Here is an 18,747-nt window from a genome sequence, read left to right as displayed (position 1 = left end):
TAGACCGGGCGTGATCGCGCCCATGCGCAGGATTTCCCTCCCCATTTCGCAGTAAGGGGCGTCAGGGCTCATCCGAGCCCTTGATGCTGGTGTCTGCAACGGTGAGGCATGATTTCGACGAACGCGGCAATCCATCGTCGTGAGCCAGCCGATGCTATTGTGCTAGTTTCGCCGCACTGCGGGTGGCTATATCATCCAAGACAGCATGAAGAAGCGTTCCAACTTCCTGTTTGGCCAGCCCGGGTGCAATTCCTGATTCGGACAGTTGAACGAGAATTGCCTTGGCGGTGTTGCGCCAGAAGGCGTTCGCGTCCTCCCCGTTTTTGGACTCCAGGACCCGGGCGATCCCTTCGACCAATTTCCGCCGCCGATGCAGCGGAAATGCGCTTATGTTTGAATCGCACATCGATCATCTCACCCCTTCAGTCGCGCGAATAAGCATTGGCGGGTTAGAAAATTTGGTTAACAGCGCTCTTTCTGACGGTGGTCAGCAATGGAACAACGCGTCCGCTGGGCTCGATGGACGGTGCCGCGAATAGCGACTGGACGCAGCGGCATGGGCGAGTTCGAGTCCCTGTCAAAGAACTCCATCGGCGATGATCCAGCCGCGGGCGATCACGCAGGAAATGATACGGTACAGCCGATCAAGCCACCGACGCCTGAGGCTTACCGGATCGGCGTCTCGCCGCGAAACAGCGGCTGGTGCGCCCGCATCAAGGCGGTAATCCGGTCGGCGACTTTTCGTACCGGCGGGGAGTGACGTTCCTCGTGATGGGTGACAATCCATTGGTCGGTTTCGAGTTCGGGAATAGGCTGAGCGACGCGAACCAGCCGCGGATCGCTGTCACCAACGAAGCACGGAAAGATCGAAAGGCCGGCGCCGGCGGCCACCAGTTCGCGCACCGAATGGGTGTTGTTGCCGCGCACGGCGATGCGGTCGCGGTGATGGGCTCGCAGCCAGCGCGCCGAGGCAATGTTTGCCCCTTCGCCGGTGACGCCGACGAACAACCCGGCGGCGATGCCGTTGATCAGCTGGCGTCCTGAATACATGGCGTAGGCGACCTTGCCGCTCTGACGGCCGGCCAGCCACTGCTCGGTCGGGCGCTCGCTGCGGATGCCGATGTCGGCGGCACGGCGGCCGATGTCGACGCGGTCGGTGGTGGTGACGAGTTCCACCCTTATGCCGTCGTCGACCGTCCAGATCTCGCCGATATGGGCGGAAACGAAGGCTGAGGTCCATGGCCCGGCCGAGACGCGGACAATGCGGTCCGGCAGGTTTCCCTCGCGCCAGCGGGTCAGCGACTGCATTGCTGCCTCGACGTCTTCGGCGCGCCGCAGCAGTTCTTCACCGACAGGGGTCAGCCGGTAGCCTGTCTGCTGACGCACGAACAGCGGTTCGCCGATCTGCTTTTCGAGCGCAGTGACGCGTCGTCCAAGGGTGGCTGCGCTGAGGCGCGTGGTTCCCGTCGCTGCGCTCAAGCCACCCAGCCGCGCGACGTCGAGAAACAACCTCAGATCGTCCCAGTCGATATCCATTTTGCAGAAATGAAAAACTCCTTGCGGCCGTGGCTGTAGCGCGAAGCGGGCATCACGCGCAAGTATGCCGGCGTTGCAGGCGTTGGACAATCCTGCCTGGAGCGACAGTGACAAGCGCCTCGGCTGGCCAACGAGCCAGCGCAATCCTTTCGATCGCGCATGCACTTCGCGCAGATGCTTTGCGCTTTCGACCAACCCAAGCGCGCGGGCTTTCTGCGTGCCAAAGGAGACGATCATGTTCGATAAACTTCGACACCGTTTCGCGCGCTGGCTTGCCTATCGTCAGACGCTTGCGAGCTTGAGGCAGGCCCCAGACAGCACACTGGCGGATGCCGGCATTTCTCGCGAAGAGATCCGCGAGCATGCCCGCCACGCCAGCCTGCGTCGTTGAGATAATGGAGGCGGGGTATGCAGATGATGGAGCTTTGGGATGGCCGCTCGGTACCGCGCATCGGGATCGGCATCTGGGCGGCGGGTGGCGCCGCGCGCTGGCGTGACACCGCGACCATCTATGGCGAGGCAGCGCCTGCGGCGCAATTGTATGGACGTCGCGCTGCCACGAGAAGCCCAATGAAATCAACGTTCCCGGCACACCTCCGGGGCCCACCAAAACCTATCAAGGTCAATAGCTTATAGCGCAAGTGTGTGGCTGATGGCAGCTTACGTGACCGCTTGATCTTACTGACCAAGTGGTAGCGCAGACGGAATCGCAGATCCACGGCGTGAGCCGCGTGTGGGATCAGTCGATCCTGCCTCCGATTGCCGCTATGGTTCGGACCAGCCTGTCCGCGACACAGGTCGATGCTCCAGCCGCCATGAGCATCTGCGGCAGGATCAACCATTCCAGCGTCCAGGCTGCACCAGAGCGCTCTTGCTCATGGATCAGCGCATGATGCATTCCCGACACTTGGACTGCGTTGTAGCGGGCAAGCGTCACCAGCATCTCTGCGTCGATGGGATTGCGCTTGTGCGCCATGGCCGACGACGAACCGCCGCCCGCCCGTTGCAGCTCGTCGCCTGCCTGCGCCATCAGCGCAATGTCCTGCCCGAACTTGCCGAGGCCGCCCGTCACAAGCGACAGCCAGTTGGCCAGCTCAGCGATGCGGTCGCGCTGGCTGTGCCATTGCGGCGCGTCGCCGAGGCTCAAGCGCCGGGCCAGCGCGGCACGGATGGCGGCGCCCTTGTCTGCGAACTTCTCGAGTGTCCCGACGGCGCCGCCAAACTGGATGACGAGAATCGATCCTCGCACCGATTGAAGCCGCTCGTGGTGGCGCACCAGCGGTTCGCGCCAGCTTGCGACGCGGCCGGCTACGGAAATCGGAATCGCTGCCTGCATTCGGGTTCGGGCCATCAGCGGGCGATCGCCAAACCGATGGCCGAGATCGGCGAAGGCGACCACCAGAGCCGAAAGCCGTTCTTCCAACAGGTCGATACAGGCGCGAATTCTCAGGATCATGGCCGTGTCGATCACGTCCTGGCTGGTCGCACCGAAATGCACATGCTCCGCATGCGGCTCTCCGACAGCATGCCTGATCTGCCGCACGAGCTCCGGCACCATGACGCCGTCGCGCGCCGTTGCGTCCCTCAGGGCCTGGATTTCCGGCCGGAAGTTGTCGAGGACGCGGCCGATTGCGCCTGCTGCAGCCGCCGGGACGATGCCGAGTGCAGCTTCTGCGTCGGCGAGCGCTTTCTCGAATTGCAGCATCGCCGCAATTTCGGCCTCGACGCCAAGCAGCGTCGTCATCTTCTCATCGCCGAGAAGCCCGGACAGGAGGGGCCCGGACAGGAGGGGATTGTCGAATGCTGCGATCATATGTCGAAGAAGACCGTCTCGTTGATGCCCTGGAGGTGAATGTCGAATCTATAGATGTCGCCATCGCGCGGCGCGACCAGCGTGGACACGCGCTCTTTCTGCTCAATGCGCATCAGGACGGGATCCTCGGCGTTGGCGGTTTCCTCGTCGCCGAAATACATGCGGGTGTGAAGGCCAATGTTGATCCCACGCGCGACGATCCAGACCGTCAAATGCGGCGCCATCATGCGGCCGTCAAAAAACGGCACGCGACCGGGTTTGATGGTTTCGAACAGGCATTCGCCCGTCGTCATGCCGGTGGGCAGCCGGCCCCAGCCGGTAAAATTCGGGTCGGCGGAGCCGCGCAGATCCGCGGGCGAATTGTAGATGCCGGCGGCGTCCGCCTGCCAGATCTCGACAAGCGCGTCTTTCAGTGGCGAGCCGGCGCCGTCGATCACCCGGATGTTGACCCTGATGCGTTCGCCCCTGGTCTTGTCGTTGACCATCGCGGCGCCAAGGTCGCAATCATAGACGCCCGAGATACCGGCAAAGTTGGGCGTCAGCCCGATGTGGACGTAGGGTCCCGCGGTTTGCGAGGCGCTTTCCTTCAGCCGGCCGAGAGCCTGGACCATCAGTTGCCCTCGATGCGGTTTTCGAACAGCGTCGAGCGGCGGCCGCGCAGCACAATGTCGAATTTGTATGCCCGCGCATCCATCGGTATCGTTGCCTGCATGTCGAGCGCGGCGATGAGGCCTTCAATAGCGCGGCGGTCGTTGATGGTCCGCACGATCGGGCACCTCCAGATCATCGGGTCACCCTCGAAATACATCTGGGTGATCAGGCGCTGCGCGAAGCCGTGCCCGAAGATCGAGAAATGGATGTGAGCTGGTCGCCAGTCGTTGGGTCCGTTGGGCCAGGGATATGGCCCCGGCTGGATCGTGCGGAAACAATAGGAGCCATCCTCGCCGGTGATGGCGCGGCCGCAGCCGCCGAAGTTCGGATCGAGCGGCGCGAGATAAGTCTCCTTCTTGTGTCGATAGCGTCCGCCGGCGTTGGCCTGCCATATCTCCAGCAACGCACCGGCGACGCCGATGCCGCGCTCGTCTAGCACATGGCCATAGACGAGGATGCGCGGCCCGATCGCGCTTTCGCCCGGCCCGGCAAAATTGTGTATCAGGTCATTGTCCAGTTCACCGAGAATATTGTGGCCGAAGACCGGCCCCGTAAGTTCCGACAGGGTGTTGTCGAGGGAAAGAAGCGGCCGTTGCGGCGAGCGCAGCACGGAAGTCTTGTAGGCTGGCGTGAAGGCCGGCGGATGCCAGTTGCGGTCACGCTGAAAGAAGGCGCCGATTTCCGGCGTGCGGTTGGCGGGAAAGCGCGAGTTGGTCATGATTTGCCGGCTTGAGCGTCCATTTCGTCGAACGTCTTCCTGGCGATCTTCATCGCATGATTTGCCGCCGGTACCCCGGCATAGATTGCCACATGCAGCAGCGCCTCGCGTATGTCGTCGCGCGTCGCCCCGGTATTGACGCTGGCGCGGATATGCATCGCAACCTCTTCGTCCTGCTTCAACGCGGCGAGCAGCGCGATGGTGATCATAGAACGCTCGCGCCTGGTGATATCAGGCCGCGACCAGACGTGGCTCCATGCAGCCTCCGTGATCAGTTCCTGGAAAGGAATGTCGAATTCGGTCTTGGCCGCCTCTGCGCGGTCGACATGGGCGTCACCCAGCACCGAACGGCGCGTCGCCATGCCTTCGACGTACCGGTCGCTGTGTCGGGGCTTGCTCATTTGCGCTCTCTTGCCATGTCGTTCAGGAAGCCACGGATCAGCCCGGCGAGCTTTTCCGGCTGCTCGACGCAGGGGATGTGGCCCGCACCGGCGATGACCTCGAACCGTGCGGCGGGGATCGAGCGCGCCAGCGATTCCACCAGTTCAGGTGGCGTCGATCCGTCCTGATCGCCGACAATGCACAGTGTCGGCACTTTGATCGCGGCGGTCGTCGCGGTGAAATCGGCATCGCGCATAGAAGCGCAGGCAGCGGCGTAGCCGGCCGGATCCTGGCGCGTCAGCATCGTTTTATACCCTGCCAGTTCCTCGCCGCGATTCTTGTGGAAATCCGGCGTGAACCATTTTCGCATCACGTCGTCGGCAAAGCTCGCGATGCCCTCCGACAGGGCCGCGTTGATGCGCCCGTTCCACATCTCGGCCGTACCGATTTTCGCTGCCGTATCGCAAAGGATCAACCCCTCGATCAAATCCGACCGCGTCTTGTAAAGGCATTGCGCAATGACGCCGCCGATCGAAAGCCCGCAGATCACCGCACGCCTTACGCCGAGATGGTCGAGCAGCCCTGCAAGGTCCGTCGCATGGGTCTCGATTGTTTGCGGCGCGTCACCCAGTTCGCTCAGGCCGTGTCCGCGCTTGTCAAATGCAACTGATGTACAGTCGTCGGCGAGCCTTCGCTCGACCTCGTTCCAGATGCGCATATCCGTGCCGAGCGAGTTCGCGAAGACGACCGTCGGCCTGCCGGCTGTGGGACGATGCCGGTAGTGGATCGTCGCGCCATTAATGCGAGCAAAGTTCATACCCGTCATAGCTTTGGCATTCCTTTGGGCCGCATCAGCCGTTTTTGCGCGGCGATGCGGAATGGTGCGTTCGGCGCACCATATCCTGCATAAGCGCCGCGCCGTTCAACAAACTCGATAATGAATCCCTCTCCGAATGTCGGCGCATAGAGCTGGAAAAATTCGCCGTTGTCGTCGCGGTCATAAAGGATATTGGCTGAGCGTAACCGATCGGCGACCTCCGGATCCAAACCGAAGCGCGCTTCTACGTCGTCGTAGTAGTTCATCGATATCTGAAGCGGTTCAAAGCCGTTGGCCTGCAGCTTCGCCGCCGTCGCAAAGATGTCATCCGTCGCGAGTGCCAGATGCTGGACGCCGGAACCGAAGGTTTCGGCGATGAAATGGCCAGCCAGCGTGCGGTGACTCTCGGCGCCGTTCAGCGTCAGGCGGAAGCGCTTGTCCAGACCTTCGATGACCTGACTACGCACGAGGCCGGCCGGATCGACGATGTCAACCATGGGGGTTTTGGTCGTCCTGAAGATCGAGACATAGAACAGCAGCCAACTCGGCATCTCCTCCTGTACCATGGTCTGGCCGACATGATCGATACGGGTGAGGCCGACGCCACTGCCGGAACTTGCCGGCATGACCGGCGTGAACTCTATATCCCAGACCTTTGCCAGGTCGGTCTTGGCATCGAGGAAGTAGATCAGTCCGCCGCCGACGCCGCGGATCGCCGGGATCGACAACTCGCCGGGCCCGACCCGCTGGTGAAAGATCTCCGCGCCCAGCGCCTCGGCGCGCGCGACCGTGGCGGCGGCGTCCTCGACCTTCAGGCCCATCGCGTATGCCGACGTGCCATGGACAACAAAGGAAGAATGGGCAAAGCCCTGCCGCTCGGTATTGATGACAATATTGATCTCGCCCTGGCGGTAGAGCGTGACGTCCTTCGAGACGTGCCGACCGGCCTCGACAAAGCCGAGCATGCGCAACAGCGATCCAAGCTGTCCAGCGTCCTGGCGATCGGCCGCGAACTCGATGAACTCGACCCCTCCAACCCCGATGCGGTCGGGCATTGGCGGGATAGCCATGTCAAGTGCCGGTTCTTCACGCCGCACCTGATCCATCAGCCATACGAGCGAACGCCGTCCGTCGACGGAGATCGCCTTTGCCGACCCGCCACGGAACTGGTCGTTGAAAATCTCGAGCGACAGATAGCCGTCATAACCGGTTGCCGCGACCGCCTGCATGAACTGTCGCACCGGCAGATCGCCTTCGCCTGGCATGTTGCGGAAGTGCCGGCTCCAATAGAGCAAGTCCATTTCGATAAGCGGCGCGTCCGCGAGTTGGACGATGAAGATCTTGTCAGCGGGTATCGAACGGATGGAGCCGAGTTCAATCCTGCGGGCCAGAGTGTGGAAGGAATCGAGAACCAGCCCGACGTTCGGATGGTCAGTCCTGCGCACGATTTCCCACGCATCGCGATGATCGTTGACGTGACGCCCCCAGGCCAATGCCTCGTAGCCGACGCGCAGACCGCGCTTGGCAGCGCGCTCGCCAAGCTCGTGAAAATCCGTGGCCGCCCGGTCGATCCCGCCAAGCGAGACCGGTGACACCGACGAGCATACCAGCATCAGGTCGGTGCCGAGTTCCTGCATGACGTCGAACTTGCGCTCGGCACGATCAAAGGCGCGGTTGCGCTGGGGCTCCGGCAAACCCTCAAAATCCCTGAACGGCTGGAAGAGCGTTATGGTCAGACCTGTGTCACCAGCCATTCGGCCGACGTCGCGCGGTGAGCCGTCAAAGGCGAGGAAATCGTTCTCGAAGATTTCAACGCCGTCGAAGCCCGCGGCGGAAATTGCCGCGAATTTCTCCGCCAGGTCACCGGCGATCGACACCGTCGCGATCGAAGTCTTCAAACGCGCCTCCTCCCCGGTTTGTAGTGAACGAACCAGTTCGTACATAACTAAGGCAACGCTGGCAGCACCGCAAGTTTCGGCGTTCTCAGCGTTCTGCGGGAGCTTCGTCCTTGGCGACAAAACGCAACAGCATTTCTACGCTGTTGCGCTTGAGCCGCTCGAGTTGTGCCGGCGCGCCGAAGTCGCGTCCGAAAATCATCGAAAAGGTGGTGCGATTGGAAACGTTGAAGAAGCACAGCGCGCTTACCTGCCAATGCAGTTCGACCGCGTCGAGTCCCGGCCGGAAGACCCCCTCTTCGACACCGCGTGAATAGATGCGAGAGATATGGTCGATCGCAGTCACGTTCAGTTCGCGGATCGCATCCGATTGTTCGAGGTATTGGCCGTGATGGATGTTCTCGATCATCACCATGCGGATGAATTCCTCGTGTCGGTGATGGTGGTCGAACGTGAACTCCACCAGGCGTGCCAGTGCCGCCACGGGGGGCAGGCCTTCGATATCAAGTTGGGCCTCGCCCTCGCGCACCTGGCGATACGCGTTCTCGAGCGCGCGCAGGTAGAGACCTTCCTTGTCGCCGAAATAGTAGTAGATCATGCGCTTGCTGAACCGTGTGCGCGCTGCAATCTCGTCTATGCGCGCGCCCGACAAGCCGTTCAGGGCAAACTCCTTGGAGGCGATCTCGAGGATGTTGCGGCGCGTACCCTCAGGGTCCTGGATACGCGCCGTGCTCGCGTCCGGCTTCGGCTTTCGTTCTTTCTTGATAACGGCCATGCAGTTTGAGTTCCCGCCCCGGCGCAGCCGGCATTTGACTAAACTAACCAGTTAGTACATCATTCGCAAATCGCGACGGACTCATTTACCGGCGCGTTTGGCGTGAACACAAGGGCGATCCAGGAATTGCTGCATTCGGGCTGGGAGGCGGCCCGCCACAGGGAGGAATTTCGCGAGATGGGCGACAGCCTTGTCGACCTCCTTTGCCGTCTTGCGGACGAGCATAAGGGCGCCGCCAGCGGCGACAGCGAAAAGGTCGTGATTGGCCTTGTCGGACGCGGTATTCAGTCCTCGCGCACTCCCGGCATGCACGAGCGTGAAGCCCGGCGCCTCGGCATCGGCTATTCCTATCTTTTACTCGATTTCGACCGGCTCGGATTTCCGGACGCGGCGATCGGCGACTTGATCGCGGCGGCGGAAATTGCAGGCTTTCACGGCCTCAACGTCACTCATCCGTTTAAACAGGCTGTCATTCCCGTCCTCGATGCTCTGTCGCCGGAAGCGCGCGCAATAGGCGCGGTGAATACGGTCGTCTTCGCTGGCGGACGCAAGGAAGGCCACAACACCGACAGCTGGGGTTTCGCGGAGAGTTTTCGCGAAGCGATGACAGGCGCATCGATGGGCTGTGTGGCAATGTTCGGCGCCGGCGGAGCGGGCGCCGCAGTCGCAAACGCGCTGATGCAAATGGGCGTTGGGCGGCTGTTCGTCCTCGACAGCCAACCCAGTCGCGCCTCGGATCTTGCGTCGCGCATGGGCGCGTTGTTCGGCGGTCGCGTCGAGACGTGGCCGGATCCGGCCGCAGCCGTGCGCATGGCAAACGGCATCGTCAACACGACCCCGGTGGGCATGGCGAAGTACCCCGGAACACCGTTCGACACGGCTCTTCTGACAGCCGAAAAATGGGTCGCCGACATAGTCTACTTTCCGACCGAAACAGAGTTGTTGGTCGCGGCCCGTGCGATCGGCTGCAGAACGCTGCCGGGCATCGGCATGGCGATCTATCAGGCCGTCCGCGCGTTCGAACTCTTCACCGGGCGCAAGGCCGACCGCCGCGCCATGGCAGATCATTTCGAGGCCGCCGCATGAAGGCAATGACGCCTATAATTGCATGAAGATCACTGGGAGGAAATCGACATGAAAGCTGAAATGAACCGACGCATGTTTATGGTCGCCGCCGGCGCACTCGCCGCCGGGACCGCCGTTCCCGCCTTCGCGCAGGACAAACCGAAGCTGCGTTTCTCGGCCGTGTTCTCGGAACAGGACATCCGGGCCGAGATGATGAAAATGTTCGCCGACGCCATCAAGGACGACTTTGCCTTCGAGGGTTATTACGGCGGGAACCTGTTCAAGCAGGGCACCGAACTTGTCGCCATCCAGCGCGGCAACCTCGAGATGGGCAACGTTGCCCCGCAGGACATCTCCAAACAGATTCCGGCGTGGTCTATCGTCACCGCCGGCTACCTGTTCCGTGACGCCGCACACGTGAAGGCGTTCTTTGCCAGCGATGCCGGTGCGGAGCTGAAGCGGATGACTGAGGACCAGCTCGGCGTGAGGGTGCTCGGCCCTACCTATTTCGGCCTGCGCCAGGTCGGTCTGAAACCGGACAAGGAAATCAAGACTCCCGCCGACATGGCAGGCATCAAGCTGCGTATGCCGGGTGGCGACGCCTGGCAATTCCTCGGCCAGGCGCTCGGTGCGAACCCTACGCCCATGGCATACGCCGAGGTCTATACCGGCCTGCAGACAGGCGCAATCGACGGGCAGGACAACCCGCTACCCAACGTCGAGAACATGAAGTTCTACGAGGTCATGTCGCAGATCGTATTGACCTCGCACCTTGTCGGTTTCGACCTTCTCAGCATCTCGAAAAAGGTGTGGGACGAGATGGGGGCCGAGAAGCAGGCAAAGGTCCAGGCCGCAGCGGACAAGGCGATCGACTTCTCGACAGAGAAACACCTGACACGCGAGAAGGAACTCGTTGAAACGTTCAAGGGCAAGGGCCTGAAGATCTACGAGCCCGATGTCGCGGCATTCCGCAAGCATGTGCAGGAGCAATATCTTGCCTCCGACCTGGCCAAGGAATGGCCGGCCGGGATGGTCGACAAGATCAACGCGCTTTGACGCGACAAAACTCGCCGGCCGGTCCGCTTGCGACCGGCTGGCGAGTTTGGCCAGACGCCCGCCAGGGAGGCATCATGAACCCGGGATTGAGAAAGATCGGCGGCTGGCTCTACCGGCGCGCCGAGAACGCAATCGCCATCGCAATCGGCGCCATGTTCGCCGCGTTTCTGCTCCAGGTTGCTTTTCGCTACCTTCTCAACTGGCCGACCGGCTGGAGCAACGAGCTCACCGTCGTACTCTGGATCTGGGTTGTGCTGTTCGGCGCAGCCTTCGTCGTTCGTGAAGAAGAGGAAATCCGTTTTGATCTCCTCTACGCCACAGTCGGTCCGGAGATCAGGCGGGTGATGACGCTTGCCTTCGCTATCGCTCTCGTCGCGCTCTATGGCTGGTCCTTTCCGGCCGTCTTCGACTACGTGATCTTCATGAAGGTCGAGAGCACCGCCTACCTCAAGATACGCTTCGACTGGCTGTTCTCGATCTATCTCGTCTTCGTGGTCGCCGTGATCGCCCGCTACCTGTGGCTCGCGTGGCGTGCTCTCCGCGGCCAAGCATCGGCGGAATTTGACCCCACGAAAGCGAGCTCCGGCGTATGAATCTCGCGAGTCCCTTTTCGCTGTCAGTCGTTGCGATCACAGCGCTGGCCTTGCTTGGCCTGCCGATCGGTCACTCGATGATCGCCGGGTCGATCCTCTATCTCTGGCTTGCAGGGCTCGACATGGGCACCTCCGCCGAGCAACTCCTCAACGGGCTCTACACAAGCTACATTCTGCTTGCCGTACCGATGTTCATTCTCGCCGCGGAGTTAATGAACGCCGGAACAATGACCGACCGGCTGCTGCAATTCTGTAACGCTGTCGTCGGCCGTTTCCGCGGCGGCCTGGCGCAAGTCAACGTGCTGCAGTCGATCATCTTCGCCGGCATGTCCGGCTCGGCCATCGCCGACGCCGCGGGCACCGGCAAGATGATGCAGCAACTCATGACTAAGGATGGCAAGTACCCGGCGAGCTATGCCGCTGCGCTGACAGCCGTCACCTCCGTCATCGGCCCGATCATTCCTCCGTCAATTCCGCTGGTCATCTATGCGCTAATCTCGGATGCATCCATCGGCTACCTCTTCATTGCGGGTATCGTGCCGGGCCTTCTTCTCGCCCTGACGCAGATGATCATCGTCGCCATCGACGCGCGCCGGAAAAACTTTCCGGTCGAGAAGCCGGTGCCGCTCAGGGAATTTCCGGGGATCACCTTGCGCGCATTTCCGGCGCTGATGCTGCCGGTCGTTCTGCTGGTCGGCATAAGGGGCGGCGTGATGACCCCGACCGAGGCTGCGGCGGTCGCCGCCGGCTACGCGCTGCTCATCTCGGTCGCGATCTATCGCAGCGTGACGCCGGGTCAGCTCTACCATGCGCTTCTCAACAGCGCCCGCACCACCGCCTCGATCGGCATGCTCATCGCCGGCGCCCTTGTGTTCAACTACGTTGTCACGGTTGAGAACATTCCGCAGTCCCTGTCGGTGATCCTGCAGTCCTGGGATCTTTCGCCGATGGGTTTCCTGATCCTGGTCAACATCCTGCTGCTGATCCTGGGCTGCGTGCTGGAGGGCACGACGATCCTGCTGGTAATCGTGCCGGTGCTGATTCCGACGGCGAAGGCGCTCGGCGTCGACATGGTGCATTTCGGCGTGATGGTGGTTGTCAACATCATGCTCGGGCTCGTCACCCCGCCCTACGGGTTGCTGCTGTTCATCATGACCCGCATCGCAGAGGTGCCGCTGCGCGACCTGGTGCGCGACGTAATGCCGTTTCTCTACGCCATGATTGCCGCCCTGATGCTGATCACCTTCTTCCCATCGCTGGTGCTGTGGCTGCCGCGCCTGCTGGGCTATCAAGGATAGGACCATGACCAAGCCAATCTTCGTCCTCAACGGCCCAAATCTCAACCGGCTCGGCATGCGCGAGCCGGAGATCTATGGGAGGACGACACTCGCAGAAATCGAGGGGATGTGCCGCGACGCCGCCGGCGACCATCCGATCCGTTTTCACCAGTCGAACATTGAGGGCGAAATCGTCAACTGGGTCCATGAGGCGATCGACGAAGGCGCGGGCATTCTGATCAATCCCGCGGGTTTGAGCTTCATTTCGATCCCGGTGCTCGATGCGCTCAAAATGTTTCCGGGCCCGATCGTCGAACTGCATATCTCGAACATCCATCGCCGCGAGGAGATCTATCATCGGTCGCTGGTATCGAAGGTCGCCACCGGTGTGATCGCGGGGCTCGGCGCCGAGGGATATCCGCTCGCGATCCGCTGGCTTATGGACCAGGTCGACCGATAGTGTATCGCCATGCCTGAACCCTGTATCATCGCCGTTGCGATCACCGGCTCGCTGCCGCGCAAGGAAGACAATCCTGCGGTGCCAATCAGCGTGGCCGAACAGATCGAGTCGACCCAGGAAGCCTTTGAAGCAGGTGCGTCGCTGGTGCACATCCACGTGCGCAATGACGATCAGAGTTCATCGTCTGAACCAACGCGCTTCGCTGCCGTTCAGGAGGGGGTGCGTAGGCACTGCCCCGGTATGATCGTCCAGTTCTCGACCGGCGGGCGCGGTCGTGATCCTGTCGCGCGCAGCTCGGCACTTTATCTGAAGCCGGACATGGCCTCGCTTTCGACCGGTTCGGTCAACTTCCCATCCATAGTCTACGAGAACCATCCCGCCCTGATCGTTGATCTCGCAACCGCGATGAAGGCAAATGGCGTGCTGCCGGAGATCGAGATCTTCGACCTGTCGCACCTTCACACTGCCAGGCGGCTGGCCGACGGGGGACTTATAGGTGAGCGCCCGCACATCCAGTTTGTCATGGGCGTGCAAAACGCACTGCCTGCGGAGGAGAGATTGCTCGATGTGCTCCTCAGGGAAGCGAAACTCCTGTTTCCACAATCCACCTGGACAGCGGCCGGAATTGGCCGCAACCAGACGATCGTAATGCAATGGGCGTTGGCGCGCGGAGCAGACGCAGTGCGTACCGGACTTGAGGATAATATCAGGGTCACCAGGGAACGCCTGGCGCGCAGCAACGCGGAGCTCGTCGAACTCGCGGCGGCCTCAGTCGAGAGGCTTGGCCGGCGTGTCGCCACCGTCAACGAGGCGCGCCAAACGCTTGGTCTGGCGTCAGGACCGTAATCCTGGCTGCAACTTCGCGCCGCGCTGTCGGACCTGTTGCGCCTTGGCAACGTCCTCGTCGATCCTTCAGACGTCGCTATCCGCGACAAGGAGGAAGCTCGACATCCTGGCGCACCCGGACATCAATAAGGCCGGCTTTTGCCACCGAGCACGGCAAAAAGTGCACTGTCACCGTAATTCAAATTCAGTAGCTTCTTCCAAGAGGAAGCTGAACACGCTTGAGTAAGATTTCACCGACCCTGACAGAGGTTCATCCCTCTCCCAGCGAAATATTTTCCCATCCGGAGCCATGCCAATTAATTTTCTATTCTTGCCGATGGAACCCAAAAAAATAACATCGTCCGGCGCATTACTTGGTCGTCTCTCTATGTTCGGTTCCAATATCGAGAAAGGCTGTTGACCTGCCTCCACCAAGTTTGTGCGAGACCAACTACGCCTCAATCCATATACGTTTATACAGTTAGCAAATAGGCCGATCCCATTGTGAAGCTGGAGAAAACAACGAAAACTTTCTGGAAATCGACGCGAGATTTCAATTTCGAGCTGCTTAATCAGACTGCCATCAAGCGGAGCATACAGCTGGTGCAAATATGCTTCAGGAGCCCGATCTGGCGTATGTCCGATCCACTCTGTTCCATCCGGAAAGGTCTTCTGCCCGAGGCGTTTCCATTTATCGACTAAGATGCGGAGCTCTCTGTATGCACGAGCATCTTCATTGCTTGACCATTCTTCCTGCATACGCATTGCCCGTAAGTTTGACGGTTCGTAGGGTCTAGCTTGTCAAGCTGATCCATCACATCGAAAACTTTACCAAGCATTACGGTGCATTACGGTGACAGTGCACCATTTCTTTTTCCCCGCCTGGCCGCGTTTTCCCGATTCACGGGTTTTCCGGTTTGCTCGGCAATCCGGTCCGGAAGTGCTTCGCTGCCCACCGGCCGCAGATGCCGACATCGGCTGCGCGGCAAATGCAAGTCGAGCCATGCGTTCAATCTACACACAGCGACAGCCGAGCAAACATGGCAAAAAGTGCACTGTCACCGTAATGGCAACTCACCCCAGCCAATATCTCGGCCCCGGCCCCTTGCGACCTGCCAAATCGGCAGGGTTCGCAAGGCTACAGCGGTCGATCGACAGGCAGCCGCAACCGATGCACTCGGTGAGCCCGGACCTCAGACGCTGCAACTCGGCGATGCGCTGGTCGATGCGCTTGGTCCACCGGCCTGATAAACGCGACCAATCCTTACGCGACGGCACGCGATCGGCTGGCAACTTGGCGAGTTCGCCGCCAATCTCCTCAAGCGTCAGTCCAATTCGCTGCGCGAAGACGATGAAGGCGATCCGGCGCAGCACCGAGCGCGGATAGCGCCTATGCCCCGAGCCGGCCCGCTCGGAAGCGATCAGCCCGCGCTCCTCGTAGAAACGCAATGCCGATGAGGCGACGCCGCTGCGCCGCGCCACATCGGTGATGGTCAGCATGGATTCCATGCGTGAACGAAGCACGATTCCCCCTTGACTTCAAGTTAACTTGAACTTGTAGCAACGGGCAGTACAGATTGAAGGAGCACCGGCAATGCAGACGAATATCGATCTTGGGGGACTTCGCGTGGCGGTCACGGGCGGCACGTCCGGCCTCGGACTGGCGCTTGTGCGGCAGCTTGCCAAGCAGGGTGCGTCCGTCGCCTTCGTCGCCCGCACCACCGCGGACGTCGAACGCATCGCCGACGAGACCGGCGCGCACGGCATTGTCGGCGACGTCGGCAAGAAGGAAGACATCTACCCGATCGCGTTGCAGGTCACCGCCAGCCTCGGCGGGCTCGACGTCCTGATCAACAATGCGTCGAGCCTCGGACCTGTTCCTCTGGCGCTTCTTGCCGATACCGAGTGCGAGGAGCTGGAAAAAGCGCTCGCGGTCAATCTCGTCGGCGCGTTCCGGCTGACGAAAGCCCTGTTCGGTGCGCTTACCGCATCCGCACGCGAGGATCGTGGCGCGCTGGTGATCAACATCTCCAGCGACGCCGCGGTGAACGCCTATCCCGGCTGGGGCGCGTATGGCGCGAGCAAGGCTGCTCTTGCCCATCTGACGGCGATCTGGGACGAGGAGGCGAAAGACGACGGCATAAGGTTCCTCGCGCTCGACCCCGGCGATATGGACACCCCGCTGCACGCGCTGGCGCTTCCTGACACCGATCCGTCGACCTTGAAGCGCCCCGAGCTGGCTGCTGGCGAGATCATCGAAAAGATGCTCGACGCGTTGCCGGTCCGCTCTACGCTTCTCGCCGGGGCACATACATGATTGCCGCCGACCGCCCCGATCGGCGCTCCGCAAGGCTGTTCGTCGTCGAGGCCGATGGCACGATGCGCGACCTGCCGCGCGCTGTGCTCGCAGCGCTATTCGATCCCGGCGATCTGGTCGTCGCCAATGACGCCGCGACCTTGCCTGCCAGCTTGCACGGCACGCATGTCCCCAGTGACGAAGCGATCGAGATCCGCCTGGCAGGCTGGCTGTCACTTCCCGATCCAACCCGCTTCGTGGCGATTGCCTTCGGCGCGGGCGATCACTGTACGCGCACGGAAGACCGGCTGCCTCCGCCTCCGCTGTCACCAGGCGATCGCCTCCAGTTCGGCCCGCTTGAAGCCGTCGTCGAGCGCCTTCTCGACCATCCTCGCCTTCTCGAGCTGCGCTTTCCAGGCAACCGCGCAACGGTGCTCGCAGACCTGGCGCAGCACGGCCGGCCGATTCAATACGCGCATGTTCCCGAGCCGTTGGCACTGTGGGATGTCTGGACGAAGATTGCCGCCGGGCCGGTCGCGTTCGAGGCGCCGTCGGCTGGCTTTGCGCTCGACTGGTTGACGCTCCAAGCCTGGCGTCGGCGCGGCGTCGGCTTCACAACAGTCACGCATGCCGCGGGCGTTTCCTCCACCGGCGATCCCGCGCTCGACCTGCGCCTCCCTTTCGACGAGCCGTACCGCATCCCTGAGCGCACTGCGGCGCAGGTTGCGCGGGCGAAGCTCCGCGGCGGCCGCATCATCGCGGTCGGCACGAGTGTAGTGCGCGCGCTTGAGGCGGCCGCCAATCCCGACGGGAATGTGCGTGCCGAAAATGCCATTGCGACAGGGCGCATCGCGCGGGGCTCGCGGCTTCACGTGGTCGATGCGATTCTCACAGGCGTCCACCAGCCCGGCGAAAGCCATTTCGAGCTCCTGCGCGCCTTTGCCGACGATGCTCTGCTCGCCAAGGCCTCGGCAGCCTTCGCCGCGTACCGATACCGCGCGCATGAATTCGGCGATACCATGCTGCTCAATCGCCAGCCGCTGTATCTATAGCGCGAACAAGACCGGGCCTCCTCCCTCACATGCGCCCATCACAGTCATGGAAGATTGCCCCATCGCCTCCACGGTGGCACCCTGGACGCTGCATACGGCGAGGCGCACTTCTATCTAGAGATGAGCGGTTGCCGGCTGGCTAGATTCCGACCCCACAACGACGGCTTGCAACTTTCACCCGCACTAGCCTGACGACTGCTGGGTTTCAGCGACGAATGATGTTTGCTTGCGCCGAGCGACTATGTCCAATGCGGATTGCACATCCCGGTCGATCTGCTCCCGCCGCGCCATGAACCAATTCTTAGCGCCTGGATAGTCAGCCGCCGATTCCCTGGAGTCTGAAAAACCTAGCGTATTCTGAGACAAGGCAAGGATGCCTTGCTGCCCCAATACAACGAAAAGAGTGACACGTTTTTCGGCGGAATTGTTCTCAAGCCATTTGGCGACCCCGATACCGACCATATTGTTCTGTAGGTCCTTCATGATTTCCAAAGTCGTGTCAGGCTTTCCGCGTTTCACATAGAGTTCAGCAAATTCATTGACCATTCCACACCGGACGACCTCCGAAACCCCGAGAAGCCTCAGTCCGGAATAGAGATAGGAGGACGCCGAAGCATGCTTGAGGGCGTTGCGAAAAAGCGAGCGGCGGCAAAACGATCAGGAGAGCTAGCGCTAAGAGCTTCCTCATCTTACGATGCCGTCAAAACTCATCTTTCGTCTTTCTGGTAAGGGATCATCAGCGCCATCCGCGCTTCCACCGCATTACGGTGACAGTGCACCATTTCTGTTTCCCCGCCTGGCCGCTTTTCCCCGATTCACCGGTACACGCAGCGACAGCCGAGCGAACATAGCAAAAATTGCACTGTCACGGTAATGACAGGCTCAACGCGGTCGCCGCAGCATCGGGACTTGCGTCGGCGATGAACCGACCTGGATCGCGCCGAGCGGTTCGAAGCCGTGGCGCCGGTAGAACGGAATGTTGCGCGGGTTCGAGGATTCCAGATAGGCGGGCGCGCGATCGCACTGCGCGAGCGCGTATGCCATCAAGGCTTCGCCGAGACCTTCGCCCTGATGCGCCGGGTCGACGCCGATCACGGGCAAGTACCAATGCGGTTCGGCCGGATGGTACTTGGCCATCTGCTCGAATATAGCGGCGACTTCAGGGGCAAGAGAGGGCGCAACCGTGCTCTCGACAACCGCACCAAGCCCTTCCTCGTCGGGATGCACACCGGGCGACAGCCACAACGCCGTCCCGGTATAGCCATCGGTGCAAAAGGCGCTTCCGTTTGAGAATGCCCTGGCCCCGAACGCGCGGACCAGTCGCGGCATGGCCGCAAGGTATTGGTGTGCATGCGGCCAGGTCCATCGCGCCATGGGATCCGCTGCAAACGCCAGCACGATGGTTGCGACCGCCGGATCTTCATCGGCCGCGGCCATAACTCTCACTGTCGGCGATTTCATGCTGCCCTCCATGCGACACAGGTGGTTCGACGAGGCGCCCGCGCCCTCAACTGGCGCCCCAACAAGCGGGCTGGAA

General features: G+C 61.5%; 22 protein-coding genes. 9 read left to right on the top strand and 13 right to left on the bottom strand.

Going from position 1 to position 18,747, the window contains the following annotated elements:
* Positions 1-154 precede the first annotated feature (154 nt).
* Positions 155-406 carry a DUF6074 family protein gene (locus AC0L25_RS17305; protein ID WP_473596621.1) on the bottom strand — a complete coding sequence of 84 codons (252 nt, stop codon included), beginning with the start codon at positions 404-406 and terminating at the stop codon, positions 155-157.
* A 260-nt stretch (positions 407-666) separates the two neighbouring features.
* The gene (locus AC0L25_RS17300; RefSeq protein ID WP_473596620.1) at positions 667-1,773 is read right to left on the bottom strand and encodes a LysR family transcriptional regulator; all 1,107 of its coding nucleotides are present in this window, start codon (positions 1,771-1,773) and stop codon (positions 667-669) included.
* On the opposite strand from AC0L25_RS17300, the gene AC0L25_RS17295 reads away from it, so the two are divergent.
* Complete coding sequence (locus AC0L25_RS17295; RefSeq protein ID WP_084833633.1) at positions 1,772-1,927, top strand: YjiS-like domain-containing protein; 156 nt, start codon at positions 1,772-1,774, stop codon at positions 1,925-1,927. The genes AC0L25_RS17300 and AC0L25_RS17295 overlap by 2 nt on opposite strands.
* Before the next feature lie 348 nt (positions 1,928-2,275).
* On the opposite strand, the gene AC0L25_RS17290 is transcribed toward AC0L25_RS17295, so the two are convergent.
* The 7 genes from AC0L25_RS17290 to AC0L25_RS17260 all read right to left on the bottom strand — a co-directional run bounded on the left by AC0L25_RS17290 (position 2,276) and on the right by AC0L25_RS17260 (position 8,586).
* On the bottom strand, positions 2,276-3,349 hold the full coding sequence (locus AC0L25_RS17290; RefSeq protein WP_473596619.1) for a 3-carboxy-cis,cis-muconate cycloisomerase: 1,074 nt from the start codon (positions 3,347-3,349) through the stop codon (positions 2,276-2,278).
* Positions 3,346-3,960: a protocatechuate 3,4-dioxygenase subunit alpha gene (gene pcaG / locus AC0L25_RS17285; RefSeq protein WP_473596618.1), complete on the bottom strand. Its 615-nt coding sequence runs from the start codon at positions 3,958-3,960 to the stop codon at positions 3,346-3,348. Before pcaG ends, AC0L25_RS17290 begins: the two co-directional genes overlap by 4 nt.
* Positions 3,960-4,718 carry a protocatechuate 3,4-dioxygenase subunit beta gene (pcaH, locus tag AC0L25_RS17280; protein ID WP_473596617.1) on the bottom strand — a complete coding sequence of 253 codons (759 nt, stop codon included), beginning with the start codon at positions 4,716-4,718 and terminating at the stop codon, positions 3,960-3,962. Before pcaH ends, pcaG begins: the two co-directional genes overlap by 1 nt.
* Positions 4,715-5,119: a 4-carboxymuconolactone decarboxylase gene (gene pcaC, locus AC0L25_RS17275; RefSeq protein ID WP_473596616.1), complete on the bottom strand. Its 405-nt coding sequence runs from the start codon at positions 5,117-5,119 to the stop codon at positions 4,715-4,717. The genes pcaH and pcaC overlap by 4 nt, the downstream gene beginning before the upstream one ends.
* The gene (gene pcaD / locus AC0L25_RS17270) at positions 5,116-5,916 is read right to left on the bottom strand and encodes a 3-oxoadipate enol-lactonase (protein ID WP_473596662.1); all 801 of its coding nucleotides are present in this window, start codon (positions 5,914-5,916) and stop codon (positions 5,116-5,118) included. Before pcaD ends, pcaC begins: the two co-directional genes overlap by 4 nt.
* A gap of 5 nt (positions 5,917-5,921) precedes the next feature.
* Positions 5,922-7,814 (bottom strand): bifunctional sugar phosphate isomerase/epimerase/4-hydroxyphenylpyruvate dioxygenase family protein, encoded by a 1,893-nt coding sequence (locus AC0L25_RS17265; RefSeq protein WP_473596615.1) that lies wholly within the window; start codon positions 7,812-7,814, stop codon positions 5,922-5,924.
* Between the two features lie 85 nt (positions 7,815-7,899).
* Entirely contained in the window at positions 7,900-8,586 is a 687-nt protein-coding gene (locus AC0L25_RS17260; protein ID WP_473596614.1) for a TetR/AcrR family transcriptional regulator, read from the bottom strand.
* 102 nt (positions 8,587-8,688) lie between these two features.
* On the opposite strand from AC0L25_RS17260, the gene AC0L25_RS17255 reads away from it, so the two are divergent.
* The 6 genes from AC0L25_RS17255 to AC0L25_RS17230 all read left to right on the top strand — a co-directional run bounded on the left by AC0L25_RS17255 (position 8,689) and on the right by AC0L25_RS17230 (position 13,883).
* Complete coding sequence (locus AC0L25_RS17255) at positions 8,689-9,672, top strand: shikimate dehydrogenase (protein WP_473596613.1); 984 nt, start codon at positions 8,689-8,691, stop codon at positions 9,670-9,672.
* Positions 9,673-9,720: 48 nt separating this feature from the next.
* Positions 9,721-10,707 (top strand): TRAP transporter substrate-binding protein DctP, encoded by a 987-nt coding sequence (gene dctP, locus AC0L25_RS17250; RefSeq protein WP_473596612.1) that lies wholly within the window; start codon positions 9,721-9,723, stop codon positions 10,705-10,707.
* A 74-nt stretch (positions 10,708-10,781) separates the two neighbouring features.
* Positions 10,782-11,300, top strand: a complete 519-nt coding sequence (locus AC0L25_RS17245) for a TRAP transporter small permease (RefSeq protein WP_473596611.1) — start codon at positions 10,782-10,784, stop codon at positions 11,298-11,300.
* Positions 11,297-12,598 carry a TRAP transporter large permease gene (locus tag AC0L25_RS17240; RefSeq protein WP_473596610.1) on the top strand — a complete coding sequence of 434 codons (1,302 nt, stop codon included), beginning with the start codon at positions 11,297-11,299 and terminating at the stop codon, positions 12,596-12,598. Before AC0L25_RS17245 ends, AC0L25_RS17240 begins: the two co-directional genes overlap by 4 nt.
* A 4-nt stretch (positions 12,599-12,602) precedes the next feature.
* Positions 12,603-13,037 carry a type II 3-dehydroquinate dehydratase gene (locus AC0L25_RS17235; protein WP_473596609.1) on the top strand — a complete coding sequence of 145 codons (435 nt, stop codon included), beginning with the start codon at positions 12,603-12,605 and terminating at the stop codon, positions 13,035-13,037.
* A gap of 9 nt (positions 13,038-13,046) precedes the next feature.
* The gene (locus AC0L25_RS17230) at positions 13,047-13,883 is read left to right on the top strand and encodes a 3-oxoadipate:acetyl-CoA acetyltransferase (RefSeq protein WP_473596608.1); all 837 of its coding nucleotides are present in this window, start codon (positions 13,047-13,049) and stop codon (positions 13,881-13,883) included.
* A gap of 168 nt (positions 13,884-14,051) precedes the next feature.
* Here AC0L25_RS17230 and AC0L25_RS17225 read toward each other — a convergent pair whose 3' ends face one another.
* Together AC0L25_RS17225 and soxR are read right to left on the bottom strand one after the other, a co-directional pair.
* A complete protein-coding gene (locus AC0L25_RS17225) occupies positions 14,052-14,621 on the bottom strand; it encodes an SMI1/KNR4 family protein (RefSeq protein WP_473596607.1) in 570 nt (189 codons plus the stop codon).
* Positions 14,622-14,936: 315 nt separating this feature from the next.
* On the bottom strand, positions 14,937-15,371 hold the full coding sequence (gene soxR / locus AC0L25_RS17220) for a redox-sensitive transcriptional activator SoxR (RefSeq protein WP_473596661.1): 435 nt from the start codon (positions 15,369-15,371) through the stop codon (positions 14,937-14,939).
* An 85-nt stretch (positions 15,372-15,456) separates the two neighbouring features.
* Here soxR and AC0L25_RS17215 point away from each other — a divergent pair, with 85 nt between their 5' ends.
* A complete protein-coding gene (locus tag AC0L25_RS17215; RefSeq protein WP_473596606.1) occupies positions 15,457-16,179 on the top strand; it encodes an SDR family NAD(P)-dependent oxidoreductase in 723 nt (240 codons plus the stop codon).
* A complete protein-coding gene (locus AC0L25_RS17210) occupies positions 16,176-17,210 on the top strand; it encodes an S-adenosylmethionine:tRNA ribosyltransferase-isomerase (RefSeq protein WP_473596605.1) in 1,035 nt (344 codons plus the stop codon). The genes AC0L25_RS17215 and AC0L25_RS17210 overlap by 4 nt, the downstream gene beginning before the upstream one ends.
* A gap of 183 nt (positions 17,211-17,393) precedes the next feature.
* Here AC0L25_RS17210 and AC0L25_RS17205 read toward each other — a convergent pair whose 3' ends face one another.
* Together AC0L25_RS17205 and AC0L25_RS17200 are read right to left on the bottom strand one after the other, a co-directional pair.
* Positions 17,394-17,756: a hypothetical protein gene (locus AC0L25_RS17205; RefSeq protein WP_473596604.1), complete on the bottom strand. Its 363-nt coding sequence runs from the start codon at positions 17,754-17,756 to the stop codon at positions 17,394-17,396.
* 336 nt (positions 17,757-18,092) lie between these two features.
* Entirely contained in the window at positions 18,093-18,671 is a 579-nt protein-coding gene (locus AC0L25_RS17200; RefSeq protein ID WP_473596603.1) for a GNAT family N-acetyltransferase, read from the bottom strand.
* Positions 18,672-18,747 lie beyond the last annotated feature (76 nt).

The organism is Mesorhizobium sp. WSM4813 (assembly GCF_055811555.1).
The sequence above is the reverse complement of the archived record's forward strand: the minus strand, read 5'-3'. Positions and strand labels throughout refer to the sequence as shown.